13 protein-coding genes are annotated in these 13,124 nt (G+C 73.6%); 5 read left to right on the top strand and 8 right to left on the bottom strand.

Annotated elements, in window-relative coordinates; translation table 11 throughout:
• Window positions 1-468 (top strand): adenosylhomocysteinase (locus ACZ597_RS16800; protein WP_471330078.1); only part of this gene is annotated, 468 nt, incomplete at its 5' end.
• Between the two features lie 11 nt (window positions 469-479).
• Window positions 480-1,160 (top strand): maleylpyruvate isomerase family mycothiol-dependent enzyme, encoded by a 681-nt coding sequence (locus ACZ597_RS16795; protein ID WP_471330075.1) that lies wholly within the window; start codon window positions 480-482, stop codon window positions 1,158-1,160.
• A gap of 78 nt (window positions 1,161-1,238) precedes the next feature.
• Here ACZ597_RS16795 and ACZ597_RS16790 read toward each other — a convergent pair whose 3' ends face one another.
• Window positions 1,239-1,982, bottom strand: coding sequence for a PIG-L deacetylase family protein (locus ACZ597_RS16790; RefSeq protein ID WP_471330072.1), 744 nt, complete (start codon window positions 1,980-1,982; stop codon window positions 1,239-1,241).
• 289 nt (window positions 1,983-2,271) lie between these two features.
• Here ACZ597_RS16790 and ACZ597_RS16785 point away from each other — a divergent pair, with 289 nt between their 5' ends.
• The 3 genes from ACZ597_RS16785 to ACZ597_RS16775 all read left to right on the top strand — a co-directional run bounded on the left by ACZ597_RS16785 (window position 2,272) and on the right by ACZ597_RS16775 (window position 5,675).
• Complete coding sequence (locus ACZ597_RS16785) at window positions 2,272-3,846, top strand: class I tRNA ligase family protein (RefSeq protein ID WP_471330069.1); 1,575 nt, start codon at window positions 2,272-2,274, stop codon at window positions 3,844-3,846.
• Window positions 3,847-4,062: 216 nt separating this feature from the next.
• Complete coding sequence (gene mshA, locus ACZ597_RS16780) at window positions 4,063-5,379, top strand: D-inositol-3-phosphate glycosyltransferase (protein WP_471330151.1); 1,317 nt, start codon at window positions 4,063-4,065, stop codon at window positions 5,377-5,379.
• Between the two features lie 170 nt (window positions 5,380-5,549).
• A complete protein-coding gene (locus tag ACZ597_RS16775) occupies window positions 5,550-5,675 on the top strand; it encodes a hypothetical protein (RefSeq protein ID WP_471330067.1) in 126 nt (41 codons plus the stop codon).
• A gap of 179 nt (window positions 5,676-5,854) precedes the next feature.
• On the opposite strand, the gene ACZ597_RS16770 is transcribed toward ACZ597_RS16775, so the two are convergent.
• From ACZ597_RS16770 to ACZ597_RS16740, 7 genes are all read right to left on the bottom strand, one after another.
• The gene (locus ACZ597_RS16770; RefSeq protein ID WP_471330065.1) at window positions 5,855-6,907 is read right to left on the bottom strand and encodes a helix-turn-helix transcriptional regulator; all 1,053 of its coding nucleotides are present in this window, start codon (window positions 6,905-6,907) and stop codon (window positions 5,855-5,857) included.
• A 227-nt stretch (window positions 6,908-7,134) separates the two neighbouring features.
• Window positions 7,135-7,575, bottom strand: coding sequence for a Fur family transcriptional regulator (locus ACZ597_RS16765; protein ID WP_471330062.1), 441 nt, complete (start codon window positions 7,573-7,575; stop codon window positions 7,135-7,137).
• A gap of 86 nt (window positions 7,576-7,661) precedes the next feature.
• Entirely contained in the window at window positions 7,662-8,573 is a 912-nt protein-coding gene (locus tag ACZ597_RS16760; protein ID WP_471330059.1) for an SAM-dependent methyltransferase, read from the bottom strand.
• A gap of 173 nt (window positions 8,574-8,746) precedes the next feature.
• Window positions 8,747-9,226 carry a GNAT family N-acetyltransferase gene (locus tag ACZ597_RS16755; RefSeq protein ID WP_471330056.1) on the bottom strand — a complete coding sequence of 160 codons (480 nt, stop codon included), beginning with the start codon at window positions 9,224-9,226 and terminating at the stop codon, window positions 8,747-8,749.
• A 149-nt stretch (window positions 9,227-9,375) separates the two neighbouring features.
• A complete protein-coding gene (locus ACZ597_RS16750; RefSeq protein WP_471330054.1) occupies window positions 9,376-10,284 on the bottom strand; it encodes a M56 family metallopeptidase in 909 nt (302 codons plus the stop codon).
• Entirely contained in the window at window positions 10,281-10,670 is a 390-nt protein-coding gene (locus tag ACZ597_RS16745; RefSeq protein ID WP_007267334.1) for a BlaI/MecI/CopY family transcriptional regulator, read from the bottom strand. The genes ACZ597_RS16750 and ACZ597_RS16745 overlap by 4 nt, the downstream gene beginning before the upstream one ends.
• A 145-nt stretch (window positions 10,671-10,815) precedes the next feature.
• Window positions 10,816-13,074, bottom strand: a complete 2,259-nt coding sequence (locus ACZ597_RS16740) for a heavy metal translocating P-type ATPase (protein ID WP_471330051.1) — start codon at window positions 13,072-13,074, stop codon at window positions 10,816-10,818.
• Between the last annotated feature and the right edge of the window lie 50 nt (window positions 13,075-13,124).

Genomic DNA, 13,124 nt, shown 5'->3' with positions numbered 1-13,124 from the left:
AAGGACATCATCATGGCCTCGGACATGGCCAGGATGAAGCACCAGGCGATCGTGGGCAACATCGGCCACTTCGACAACGAGATCGACATGGCGGGTCTGGCCAGGATCGAGGGCATCGTCAAGGACGAGGTCAAGCCGCAGGTCCACACCTGGAAGTTCCCCGACGGCAAGGTCCTGATCGTGCTGTCCGAGGGCCGCCTGCTGAACCTGGGCAACGCGACCGGCCACCCCTCCTTCGTGATGTCGAACTCCTTCGCGGACCAGACCCTGGCCCAGATCGAGCTGTTCACGAAGCCGTCGGAGTACCCGACCGACGTGTACGTGCTGCCCAAGCACCTGGACGAGAAGGTCGCCCGCCTCCACCTGGACGCGCTGGGCGTCAAGCTCACCACCCTCCGCCCCGAGCAGGCCTCCTACATCGGCGTCAAGGTCGAGGGCCCCTACAAGCCCGACCACTACCGCTACTGAGGGCCGTGGCCATGAAGGAAGCGGTTGTGGAAGACGACGCCGAGGTGCGCGACCCGTGGCTCCCCGACCGGCTGCTGCGCACCGAACGGGACGCACTGGTCCCGCTGCTGCGGCGGACGCCGGAGGCCGCGTACGGGCTCCGCACCGCCTGTCCGGGCTGGACCGCCCGCGACGTACTCGCCCACTGCGGGGCCGCCCTGATCCGCATCGTGGAGGGCCGGCTGGAGGAAGGGGTGTTCCTGCCCGCCGCCAACGCCGCCGACGTGGCCGAGCGCGTGGACTGGCCCCTCGCACGGATCGTGGACGAGCTGGAACGCGGGCTCACCGAGGCCGGCCCGGTCATCGCCGGGGGTGACGGCACGCTGGACGCGGTGGCCCTGGGGGAGTGGATCCACGCGGGCGACGTCCGAGCGGCGTTCGGGGAGCCCGGGGAGTACGCCGGCGACAGCCTGCCGCTGGCCCTGCCCCTGCTGCGGATGGTCAGCCGCAAGCGGGAGACGCCCCGGCTGGTCGCGGACATCGGCGGCCGCGGGGTCCCGCTGGTCCTGGGCAACGAGGTGCCCGGCAGGGCCCCGGCCCGGTTCCGCGGGGACGCGGCGACGCTGATCCGCCTCTACTCCGGCCGCCCCCTGGTCGCGACCCGATACGAACTGGCGGGCGCGGCCGAGGCGGAACTGCTCGTCTACCGGTGACCCCCGGGCAGCACGACGGCCGGGTCCGTACGCCCCGCACGGCGAACGCGGCCCGGCCCGGGCGGAACTCCCCTCCGGTCACTCGATCCTGACGACCTGGAAGGCCTCCGCCATCCGGCCCGGGGGCAGCCCCGCCGCCCGGGCGTGCTCGCCCAGCCACTCCCGCAGCAGTCCCGCCAGGTCGTCGAAGTGCGCGGTCTGCGAGGTGTGGATGCGCAGGGCCTCGACCTTGAGGTCGAAGACGGGGGTGACGTCGATGTACTGGTTGGGCGTCGGCCCGGTCATCAGCCACAGCTCCGGCACGATCCACGGCTCCAGGCCCTCCTCCTTGAGGAGCTCGGGGTGCGCGAACGGATTGCGGGCCTCGGGGTAGACGGCCCGCAGGGCGGCCTCGCCCACCGCCCGGTGGTCGGGATGCAGGTCGGCTATCCGGCCCCAGTTGATCTCCGGGCTCGGGATGACGGCACGCTGCGGGCGGACCTGCCGGATCACCCGGCACAGGTCCCGGCGCAGCTCCACGTTCGCCTCGACGTAGCTGTCCGGGTAGCCGAGGAAGCGGACGTCGTCGACGCCGCTGCGCTTGGCCGAGTGGACCTGTTCGGCGCGGCGCAGGTCCCCCATGGCCTGGCGCGGGAGCTGCTCGTCGAAGCCGCCCGCACCGCCGTCGGTGACGATGCAGTACGTCACCCGGGTGGTGCCCTGCGCGATCCACCGCATGACCGTCCCGCTGACGCAGAACTCGATGTCGTCCGGGTGCGCGGCCACGACCAGCAGGGATTCGGGGGCGCTGCGGTCTATGCGATCGGTCGCGAAGTGTTCCATGTGATCAGCGTGTTGGGCGCGGGCGCCCGGCCGCAAGGCGGCTCCTTTGGCGTACTCGCGACATGTCGCCTCTACGCCACTCGCGGCCTCCGGCGCCCGACATCGTCGGGGGAACACGCGCACGGGGCCGCGTGGCTGCCCCGCTGGCGTGTCCACGCAACGGCGCGAACGCGCAAGCCGATACCAGACCGGACGGTTCGTTTCTCTGTCAGTCTTGGCTGGGCACCCGCTGTCCTTCCCGTTCCGAGCCTCGCTGCGTCCCTTCGCACCACAGCGTCAAGGAGGTCCCATGAGCACCCCCGTCTGGATCACCGCGACCCCGCCGGCCACCCACGGCGAACTGCACGTCGGCCATCTCGCAGGACCGTACGTCGCCGCCGACGTACTCGCCCGGTTCCTGCGGGCCGAGGGCGAACCCGTCCGGTTCACCACCGGCACCGCCGACCACGCCAGCTCCGTCCACGTCCGCGCGCTCCGCGCGGGCCGCAAACCGGAGGAGGTCGCCGAGGGGTACCGCGCCGCGATCACGTCGGACTGGCTGCGCTCGGGCGTCGAGTTCGACCACATCGTCCGCCCCCGCCAGGACAAGGGATACCGCGGCCGGCTGGCGGAGCTCTTCCGGCGGCTGCACGCGGACGGCGTCATCGCGGCCCGCACCCGCCTGACGCCGTACTGCGAGCCCTGCGGACGCTGGCTCCACGGAGCGCACGTCACCGGCACCTGCCCGCACTGCGCGGCGGTCAGCGACGGCGGAATGTGCCACGAGTGCGCCCGGCCCAACGACGGCGGCGACCTGCTGGAGCCGCGCTGCGCCCTGTGCGCCTCCCCGGCCGTGCCCCGGCGCTGCCGGCGCCTGTACATCCCGCTGGAGCCGTACCGCGAGGCCCTCGCCGAGTACTGGGCCGGCACCGGCCTGCCGCCGAGGCTGGCCGCGCTGTGCGAGTCGCTCGTCGAGGACGGGCTGCCGGACATCGCCGTGTCCCACCCCGCGGAGTGGGGGCTGCCCGTACCCGTCGACGGCTTTCCGGAGCACCGGATCGACGGCTGCTTCGAGGCGGCCGCCATGCACCTCTTCGGCCACGGCGACCGGCCCCTGCCCGAACGGGCGGTCCACTTCTGCGGCTTCGGCCACGCCTTCTGCCACGCGGTGCTGCTGCCGGTCCTGCTGTTCGCCCAGGGGCTCAAACTGCCGCAGCACTTCTGCGTCAACGAGGCGTACGTCATCGACGACGAGGCGCTCGTCTGGGGCTCCGGCCAGAAGGCGTGGGCGCTGGACCTGATCACCGAGTACGGCTCGGACACCCTGCGCCGGCACGTCCTGCAGGCCCGCCCGCTCGGCCGCCGCACGGCCTTCCACGCCGAGCGGCTCGCCGCCGCCCGCCGGGAGCTGGACGAGAGCTGGAACAACTGGCTCGCCAGGCTCTTCGCCGCCGTCCGAGAGGAGTGCGCCGGACTGGCCCCGGAGGCCATGCCCGGCGGCTCAGGCTGGGAGGTGCTGGAACGGCGGCTGCTGCGCGGGCTGGAGGACCTGCGCGAGGCCTACTCGCCGGACGCCTTCGACCCGCGCAGGGCGGTCGCCCTGCTCGACGAGATGGTGCGTTCCGCGGCCGACTTCGGCCACGTCAACGCGCACGAGGCCCACCGCCCCACCGCCGCCGGCCGACACCTCCCGGTGCTGGCCGCGCAGTTGGCCGTCGCCCGGGCGCTCGGCGCGTGGGCGCGGCCCGTGATGCCGGAAGGCGCGGACCGGCTGGCCGCAGCGCTCAAGGCGGAACCCGGCGGCCCGGTCTCCGCCGCGGCCCTCGTCCCGCCCGCGCCGGGTACCCGGCTGGCCCCGCCGTCGGGACCGGTGTTCGGGTTCTAGGCGCCGCACGCGGACGGCGGCACCCGCGTGCTCGGCACGACCCGCGCGGCGGGTGAGCGACAGGGCCCCGCGCACGACCCGTACGACGGCACCACCCGCACGACAGCAAGACGACAGAAACCCTTCTTCGCCGCGTGACCGCGCGCCGGTCGCCCGGTGGTGCGGGGCGGACGCGGCCCCTGCCCGTAGGAGCTCCACGTGTCCCTGCGCGTCGCCATGCTCAGCGTCCACACCTCGCCGCTGCACCAGCCCGGCACCGGGGACGCGGGCGGCATGAACGTCTACATGGTCCAGCTGTCCCGGGCCCTGGCCGAACAGGGCGTCGAGGTCGATCTGTTCACCCGCTGCCGGGGTGAGGCCCGCCCCTCCCCGGACGCCCTCGGACCCGGAGTCCGGGTGCGCCACCTGGAGGCCGGCCCGCGCGCCGCGCTCGCCAAGGAGGACATGCCCGCCCTGGTCGTCCCCTTCTCGCTGGCCCTGCTCAAGGAGGAGCGGCGCTACGACCTGGTCCACTCGCACTACTGGCTCTCCGGCCAGGCCGGCCGGATCGCCGCCGCCGGCTGGCGGATCCCGCTGGTGCACACCGCGCACACCCTGGCCCGGGTGAAGAACGGGGCCCTCGCCGACGGCGACACCCCCGAGCCGGAGCTGCGGATCCGCGGCGAGCACCAGGTCGTCGGCTCCGCCGACCGCCTCATCGCCAACACCGCCGACGAGGCGAGGGCGTTGCGCGAGCTGTACGCGGCCGAGGACCGGCGCACGGAGATCGTCCGGCCTGGGGTCGACCTGCGCACCTTCGGGCCCGGCCGCGGGCGGGCGGCCGCGCGGGCCCGGCTGGGACTGCCGGCCGACGCGTTCGTCCCCCTGTACGCGGGCCGGATCCAGCCCCTCAAGGGCCCGGACGTGATGGTCCGCGCCATCGCCGAACTGCTGCGGGAGGACCCGGAGCTGCGCCGGCGGACCATCGTCCCGGTGGTGGGCGGGAACTCGGGGGCCGGGCCGCGCGGCGAGGCCTGGGAACTGGCGCGCGAGCTGGGCGTGTCGGACGTGCTGCGGCACTTCCCGCCGGTGCCGCAGGCGGAGCTCGCGCAGTGGTTCCGGGCCGCGGACGTGCTGCTGGTGCCCTCGCGCAGCGAGTCCTTCGGGCTGGTGGCGCTGGAGGCCCAGGCGTGCGGGACCCCGGTGCTGGCGTCGGCGGTCGGGGGGCTGCCGACCGCCGTGCGCGACGGGGTGACGGGACTGCTCGTGCGCGGCAACGACCCGGTGGAGTACGCCCGGAGGCTGCGCTGGTTCGCGGAGCGGCCGCGGGAGGCCGGGGAGATGGGGCGGGCGGCGGTGCGCCACGCCCGGAGCATGAGCTGGCGGGCGGCGGCCGGACGCACCCTGGACGTCTACCGGGACGTGCTGCGCGAGGAGCGGTGGGGCCCGGAGGCGAGTGAGGCAGGAGCGGCGGCACGCTCCTGCCTCGCCGACGCCTCTCCCCTGGAGGGTCGAGAAGGCCGGAAGGCCACCCTAACAGCTCTTTTGAGCTGACCAAAGATGCGCAGTCGTAACGTCTGCGTGAACTCCAGATCCGCCCTAAACGCACTACAGGAAAGTGGCCCGGACGCGGAATCCATATGAGAATGGAGATGTCTTCGACGGAATACCGGCGGCACGGATCCGCGGAGACCGAATCGATATTCAGACTTCCTGGAGGAATCATGTCCGTCGTGCACGCCACCGGAATCCGTGTGAACGCCCGCCACGCCGCCCCCGCCCGGCCGTCCTGTACCGCGACCGTGGCCGTGCACTCGTCGTCCCGCACGGACGAGAACGGCTGGGACTGAACGGCCCGCCCTGATCGGGCGGATGAAGCCCCGTGACCGCCTCCGGCGGCGCGGGGCTTTCCGCGTTCCCGCCCCGGACCGTCGCAGCGGTATTTCGGCGGGTCGCCGCAAGTGGATCGGAAAAGCGGTCCAGGATCGCCGGAGCAAGGTCGGTGCCCTGTGAAATCGGTCTTGTGGAATCAGTCCAGCCAGCCGAGCCGCTGGGCGCGTACTCCGGCCTCGAAACGGCTCGACGCGCCCATTTCCTGCATCAGCTCGGACAGCATTCTGCTCACCGTCCGCAGGGACACCCCGAGATTCCGGGCGACCTTTTCGTCCTTCATTCCCGAGGCGAGCATTTTCAGGGCGGCCCGCTGCTGCTCGGACAATCCGTCGCCGCCGAGTTCCGGCGCGACGTCGTCGCCGTACGGAGTGGCCGCGTGCCAGCAGTGCTCGTACAGCGCGAGGTAGGAGCGGACCAGGGCGGGGCCGCGGGCGAGGATCGCGCCGGCCGCCCGGTCCTCGGGGTGCACGGGCAGGACGGCGAACTGCTGGTCCGCGATGATCATGTTCATCGGGACGGCGGGGGACAGCCGGATCTCCACCCCGGCCTCGACCCGGCGGCGGAGCATCTCCACGGCCTCGGGCGAGGTGGTGATGCGCTGGTGGTAGATGGCCCGGATGCGCACCCCGTTGCCGATCTGGCGGCGGTCGCGGCTGAGCACCCGGTCGGCGACCTCCCGGACCAGGGCCGTCACGTGCATGGACGTCAGGTCGTGCCGGATGACGTCCGTGATGTCCTCCAGCACCTGCTGGATCCGGCCGTAGTCGTCGAGGATCTCGACCTCGACGTCGGAGCCGTTCAGCGAACCGGGCTGCAGGAACCTGCCGACCAGGTTCTCCAGCGCGCTGTACGCCCGGTCGGACTCGTCCAGGTGCTCGCGCAGCCGCTCGCGTTCGCGCTGGAGCATCCGCAGCAGTGCGATCTCGGGGTCGACGACGGTGACCGCGTCCGGACCGGGCTCCCAGGCACCGGACTGGAGGTCGGCGCGGGTGGCGTGGGTGGTGCCGGTCGGCACGATCAGGCCGAGGGCGGTCAGCTCCGCGCGCCACTTCTCGTACTCCTCGGGCGCGAGCCCGAGCTCCCGGAAGACCTCGTTCAGGTCGGACACCCCGCGCAGGCGCAGCTCCTGATAGAAGGCCAGCACCCTGTCGGCGGACTGGATGCCGTCCCTGCCGTCGCCCGTTGCCATCGCGAAGCGACCCCCTCATCTTACGAATCGACAGTCACACTTTGGCACATACCTGTGGGAGGGCTCCCGTCCCCTCGAACGGGATGTGACGGGCGTCACGTACTGCCTCTGAGGTGCGCGACTGCGCTCCCGGCCGGCCCGGACGGGGCTCCGGCGGGGGTGACGCGGAATCCTCCGCGGGTCAACTCCCTTGCAGCCGATGGGAGGCGGCGCGGGCGCGAGGGCCGTCAGTCCCGCGGCGCGCCCAGGCAGTCGGGGCACAGCCCCTTGAAGATGACCTCGGCGCCTTCGCCCATCCGCCATGCGTGGATCGCCTCGCCGGCCGGCTCGGGCACTTCCGCCCGCACGTTCTCGACGCGGCCGCAGCGCAGGCACAGCGCGTGCTGGTGGGGCGGGCCGGCGATCTCGAAGACGGCCGGCAGGCCGGGGCGGTCGAACTTCGCCGCCAGTCCGGTCTCCAGGAAGTGCCGCAGCATCTCGTAGACGGCCTGGCTGGTCAGGGTCCCGAGCCGCTCGCGGGCGGCGGCGGTGATGGACTCGACGTCCATGTGGCCGCCCGCCGACAGTACTTGCAGTACTTCCAGGCGGGGGCCGGTGACGCGCAGCCCGACGTCGCGGAGGCGCTGGATCACCGCCTCGCGGCCGGTCGACTCCTCCACGACAGCCATCTCCCCGTCACCATCCGCGATCTGGTCCACTCAAACCTTTGTGGGCATCGTACCTCTTGCCCGCCTCGCGGAACGGCGGTGCGGGGTCAGCCGCCGGCCCGGCAGACGAGCAGGACGCTCTCCGTCCGCTCGTCCACGCGGTGGCCGCGCCGGCGCTCCACGCGCAGGCCCGCCCCGTGCAGTTCGGCGGTCAGGCACTCCGGGTCGATGATCCACTTCCGGGTGCTCCCGGTCACCCGCTCGCCGCTCGGCTTCCCCGTGCGCACCGAGTGGTAGGTGATGTGCTCGCTCATGCCGTCCAGGTCGAATTCCTGGCGGGCCACCGTCCACTCCTCGACCCCGTCGAACCGCGGTACCTGGAACGCCCAGGTGCGCGAGGGCTCCTCCGACAGCCCGCGCAGCCGGTGCGCCGTGAAGTCCAGGGCGAGCGCGCCGCCCGGCTCCAGGTGCGCGGCGATCTCGCGCAGCAGCCCCGGACGGGCGTGCGGCGGCACGGCGGAGATCATCGTCCCGGCCAGCAGGGCCAGCCGGTACGTGCCCCGCAGCCGCAGCCCCGCCAGGTCCGCCCGGGTGGTGACCAGGCGCCGTGACACCTGGGGCCCGATCCGCCGGCCCCAGGCCCGCAGCCGCTCCAGGCTGGCGGCGTCCCGGTCCACGGCCTCGACCCGGAAGCCCTGGCGGGCGAACGGCACCGCGAGCCGTCCCGCCCCGCAGCCCAGGTCCAGGACCGGGCCGCCGCCGCACTCCCGCGCCAGGCCGAGGTAGCGGACGATGTCCGCACTGTGCGGTCCCAGCAGCGCGTCCTGCAGCCAGAGCGAGTCCTCGTCGGCGGGCGCGGTCGACTCCAGGCCGGGCAGGAAGCCGGCGGGGGAGAGGACGGAGGCCGCGCCGGGCACCCACGCAGCCCCGGCGGCCGCGGGTGCGGACGGCGAGGCCGGTGCGGAAGGGACGGGCGCGACCGGCAGGACGGACGGGGAAATGCCGCTCGGTGTGTGCATCGCTCCTCCAGGGGGTCGCTCGGTCCAGCCGTCCGGGGCGGGGCTCCCGTGCCGCCGGGACCGCGCCGCTGATGGAATCCTGTCCTGCGCGGGAGGTCCGGGGCCAGAGCGGCGGGCTGCGTGAACACGCGATGGCGTGGATCTGCCACGCCCCGGGGGAGGGCGGGCGGCCGTCAGAGGGTGCGGCCGAGCCTGACCGGCGTGAGCGCGCCGAAGCCGTGGCGGGTGAAGAAGGGGAGCGCGGGGGCCTCTTCGGCGGGCAGCGTGATCCGCTGGTACGCGGCCCCGTGCGCCCGCATCCGGCCGGTGGCCGCCTCCAGCAGCGCCGTGCCGACGCCCTCCCGCTGCCGGGCCGGGGTCACGCACAGGGCGTAGACCTCGCCCGCGGCGGCGACCGGCACGCCGCCCGAGACGGCCCCCACGACGGTGCCGTCGGTGTCGGCCGCGACCAGCCAGCCGAGCCAGGCGGGAGCTCCGCCGGGAATTTCAATTTCCGCTCTTATGCGGGGCAGGGCGCAATGGTCCGACACCAGCCGGCCGACCCGGATTTCCCCGAGGGCCTCGCCGTAGCCGTCGCGAATCGCTTCGGCGAGGAGCCGGGAAATCGCCGTCGCGTCACCGGGAGCTGCCGTCCGCACGTCAGCCAGCAGCATTCTTTCCGCACCTCTCGCCGTACCGGTCCTGAGCCCGCACGCGCTCAGAATAGCGGGCAATTCGAGTGGTCGGGGGCGGCGGGAAATCTACGAATTGGCTTAGTAAATAACCGGGTTGGGGGCGGAGAGGGCGAGAGGCCAATCCGCTGTCAGGCCGTCCAACAGCACGCGACCACGAGCGGAACGACCGCCGACACCGCCGCGGCCACCGCCAACACCCCGCGCAGCACCGGGCGTCCCGCCCGGCGCGGCCCCAGGATGCGCCGCATCCGCACCGCGGCCGACGGTCCGCCCGCCGCGAACGCCCTGCGCGGCGCGCGCCCCGAGGCGAGCGCGTACAGCGCCGTGGCCAGCGCGTCGCTGGAACACCCGCGCAGCGCCCGGTCGTCGGCGGCCATCTCCAGCAGCAGCGGCACCGTCCGCCCGCCGATCCGGGCCAGCGGCAGCCGGCGGAACACCGCCGAGTACGCGCCCGCCGCCGCGACCAGCAGGTGGTGGCGGCCGCCGATGTGGGCCCGCTCGTGGGCCAGCGCGGCGGCCAGCTCCTGCTCCGTCAGCACCTCCAGGGCACCCGAGGACACCACGACCCGACGCGAACGCCCCGGCAGGCAGTACACCGCCGGGCGCGCGTCCTCCAGTACGGTCGCCCCGAGCCGGGAGTCGTGGCGGCCGACGAGGCGCAGCAGTTCGGCGTGCCGGGTGCGGGCCCGGCGCGCCCGCAGGAGTTCCCGCACGAATCCGGTGCCCGGCACCGCCAGCACCGCGAGCGCCGACGCCGCGGCGAGGGCCTCGCGCCCGGAGGCCGCGGCCAGCCGCGCGGGGGACGGCGGGCTCAGGGTCAGGACCGCGTCGATGAGGTGGTGGCTCGTCTCCGCCGGGAGCAGCAGCTGAGCGGGCAGTATGGCGGTGGACAGCGCGAAGGCGGCACCGCAGGCGATCCAGGCGGCCAGCCCCATCCGGGGCACCTGCTGGGCCCAGCGGGCGCGCACCAGTAGTAAGGGGAGCATCAGGCCGGTGATCAGGGCGAGTCCGAGGGGCGGCAGTACGTGGTGGTTCACCGGCCGCTCCCGTCGGCCGGACGGTCGGTGCGGGCTGCGCGCAGGGCCTCGTCCAGGGCCTCCACGTCCTCGTGGGACATGCGCTCCACGAACCGCAGCAGCGTGGCCCTGCGGTCCTGGCTGTCGCCGAGCGCGTCCTGCATCAGCGCCGCCGTGTACTCCTCGCGGCTGCGCACCGCCTCGTACATCCAGGCGCGGCCGGATTTCTCGCGGCTCAGCCAGCCCTTGCGGTAGAGGATGTCCGCCACGGTCATGACGGTGGTGTAGGCGACCTTGCGGACCCGGTTTATGTCGTCCACGATCTCGCGGACCGAGGCGGGGCGTTCCCACTGCCACACCCGGTCCATGATCTCGGCCTCCAGCTCTCCCAGCCGGCGTACGCGCATCCCTCTCGGCCCTCCCCCTCGCGAGCGGCTCATCGTACGGCCCGCCCCGGCGCCGGGGGCATACCCCGGCCCGGTACAGGGATCCGGAACGCCCGCCGCCCCGCCACCGGATCGTGCGGTGGAGGGGCGGCGGCCACGGGGCTCCTCAGTCGGTGGCGGCCCGGAAACCGCGCAGGCGCAGGCTGTTGCCGACGACGAAGACCGAGGAGAAGGCCATGGCCGCACCGGCGATCATCGGGTTGAGCAGTCCGGCCGCGGCGAGCGGCAGGGCGGCCACGTTGTAGGCGAAGGCCCAGAACAGGTTCGAGCGGATGGTGCCGAGGGTCTTGCGGGCGAGCCGGATGGCGTCCGCCGCGGCCCGCAGGTCCCCGCGTACGAGGGTCAGGTCGCCGGCCTCGATGGCGGCGTCGGTGCCGGTGCCCATGGCCAGGCCCAGGTCCGCCTGGGCGAGCGCGGCGGCGTCGTTGACGCCGTCGCCGACCATCGCGACGCTGCGGCCCTCGGCCTGGAGCCGCTTGACGACGTCGACCTTGTCCTGCGGCATGACCTCGGCGATCACCTCGTCGATGCCGACCTCGCGGGCCACGGTCTCGGCGACGGCCTTGTTGTCGCCGGTCAGCAGGATCGGGGTGAGGCCGAGGGCGCGCAGCCGGCGGATGGCCTCGGCGCTGGTGTCCTTGACCGCGTCCGCGACCTCCAGGACCGCGCGGGCCTCGCCGTCCCAGGCCACGGCGATCGCGGTGCGGCCGGCGGCCTCCGCCTCGGACTTGGCGCGCTCCAGGTGTACGGGCAGCTCCATCGCCCACTCGGCGAGCAGCTTGCCGCGGCCGACGAGCACCGCGTGGCCGTCGACGACGCCCTGTACGCCGAGACCGGGGATGTTGGCGAAGTCCTCGGGGGCGGGCAGGGTGCCGACCCGGGCGGCGGCGCCGGCGGCGACGGCCTGAGCGATGGGGTGTTCGGAGGCGTGCTCCAGCGCTCCGGCGAGGCGCAGCACCTCGGCCTCGTCGGTGCCCTCGGCGCTGTGGACGCGGAGCAGGGTCATCTGGCCGGTGGTGACGGTGCCGGTCTTGTCCAGGACGATGGTGTCGACCTTGCGGGTGCTCTCCAGCACCTCCGGTCCCTTGATCAGGATGCCGAGCTGGGCGCCGCGGCCGGTGCCGACCATCAGGGCGGTGGGGGTGGCCAGGCCCAGGGCGCAGGGGCAGGCGATGATCAGTACGGCGACGGCGGCGGTGAAGGCGGCCGCGAGGCCCGATCCGGTGCCGAGCCAGAACCCGAGGGTGGCCAGGGCCAGTCCGATGACGACGGGGACGAACACCGCGGAGATCTTGTCGGCGAGCCGCTGGGCCGCGGCCTTGCCGTTCTGGGCGTCCTCGACCAGCCGGGCCATCCGGGCGAGCTGGGTGTCGGAGCCGACCCGGGTGGCCTCGACGACCAGGCGGCCGCCGGCGTTGAGCGTGGCGCCGGTGACGGAGTCGCCGGCGGAGACCTCCACGGGTACGGACTCGCCGGTGAGCATGGAGGCGTCGACGGCGGAGGAGCCCTCGACGACGGTGCCGTCGGTGGCGATCTTCTCGCCGGGACGGACCAGGAAGCGGTCCCCGACCTGGAGTTCGGCGGTCGGCACGGTCACCTCGCGGCCGCCGCGCAGTACGGTGACCTCCTTGGCGCCCAGTTCCAGCAGCGCCTTGAGGGCCGCGCCGGCCTTGCGCTTGGACTTGGCCTCGAAGTACCGGCCCGCCAGGATGAAGGCGACCACTCCGGCCGCCGCCTCCAGGTAGATGTTCCCGGCGCCGTCGGTGCGGGCGATGCTGAACTCGAACGCGTGGGTCATTCCGGGGGTGCCGGCGGTGCCGAAGAACAGGGCCCACAGCGACCACAGGAACGCGGCGATCGTGCCCACCGAGATCAGGGTGTCCATGGTGGCCGCGCCGTGCTTGGCGTTGGTCCAGGCGGCGCGGTGGAAGGGCCAGGCCGCGTACGTGACGACGGGCGCGGTCAGGGTCAGCGAGAGCCACTGCCAGTAGTCGATCTGGAGGGCCGGGGCCATCGCCATCGCGATGACGGGGACCGCGAGGGAGACCGCGGTGACCAGCCGCTGGCGCAGCGGAGCGAGCTCGTCGTGCTCGGACTGCTCCCCCTCGGGGCCGGCGCCGCCGCCGGTGCGCGGCGGCGCCGGCTCCTGCGCGGTGTAGCCGGTGGCCTCGACGGTGGCGATCAGGTCCGCGACGGAGATGTCGGCGTCGAAGGTGACCTTGGCCTTCTCGGTGGCGTAGTTGACGGTGGCCTCGACGCCGTCCATCCGGTTGAGCTTCTTCTCGATGCGTGCCGCGCACGAGGCGCAGGTCATGCCGCCGATGGCGAGCTCGACCTGGGCGGCGCCGGGAGTGATGGTGGTCATGAGTGCTGCTCCTCGTTCGAGCGCGGGGTGGGGGCCGGGGCCCGGTGGAC

The sequence above is a fragment of the Streptomyces sp. NPDC040718 genome (assembly GCF_055593565.1).
This window is presented reverse-complemented; position numbering and strand designations above follow the sequence as displayed.

What these genes read in the sequence shown, in the direction of transcription:
- ACZ597_RS16745 (WP_007267334.1), bottom strand. Translation starts at nt 10,670, where the DNA reads ATGCGCGTACGCCGGCTGGGAGAGCTGGAGGCCGAGATCATGGACCGG.
- ACZ597_RS16755 (WP_471330056.1), bottom strand. Translation starts at nt 9,226, where the DNA reads ATGCTGCTGGCTGACGTGCGGACGGCAGCTCCCGGTGACGCGACGGCG.
- ACZ597_RS16765 (WP_471330062.1), bottom strand. Translation starts at nt 7,575, where the DNA reads ATGGCTGTCGTGGAGGAGTCGACCGGCCGCGAGGCGGTGATCCAGCGC.
- ACZ597_RS16770 (WP_471330065.1), bottom strand. Translation starts at nt 6,907, where the DNA reads ATGGCAACGGGCGACGGCAGGGACGGCATCCAGTCCGCCGACAGGGTG.
- ACZ597_RS16740 (WP_471330051.1), bottom strand. Translation starts at nt 13,074, where the DNA reads ATGACCACCATCACTCCCGGCGCCGCCCAGGTCGAGCTCGCCATCGGC.
- mshA (WP_471330151.1), top strand. Translation starts at nt 4,063, where the DNA reads ATGCTCAGCGTCCACACCTCGCCGCTGCACCAGCCCGGCACCGGGGAC.
- ACZ597_RS16795 (WP_471330075.1), top strand. Translation starts at nt 480, where the DNA reads ATGAAGGAAGCGGTTGTGGAAGACGACGCCGAGGTGCGCGACCCGTGG.
- ACZ597_RS16790 (WP_471330072.1), bottom strand. Translation starts at nt 1,982, where the DNA reads ATGGAACACTTCGCGACCGATCGCATAGACCGCAGCGCCCCCGAATCC.
- ACZ597_RS16775 (WP_471330067.1), top strand. Translation starts at nt 5,550, where the DNA reads ATGTCCGTCGTGCACGCCACCGGAATCCGTGTGAACGCCCGCCACGCC.
- ACZ597_RS16785 (WP_471330069.1), top strand. Translation starts at nt 2,272, where the DNA reads ATGAGCACCCCCGTCTGGATCACCGCGACCCCGCCGGCCACCCACGGC.
- ACZ597_RS16760 (WP_471330059.1), bottom strand. Translation starts at nt 8,573, where the DNA reads ATGCACACACCGAGCGGCATTTCCCCGTCCGTCCTGCCGGTCGCGCCC.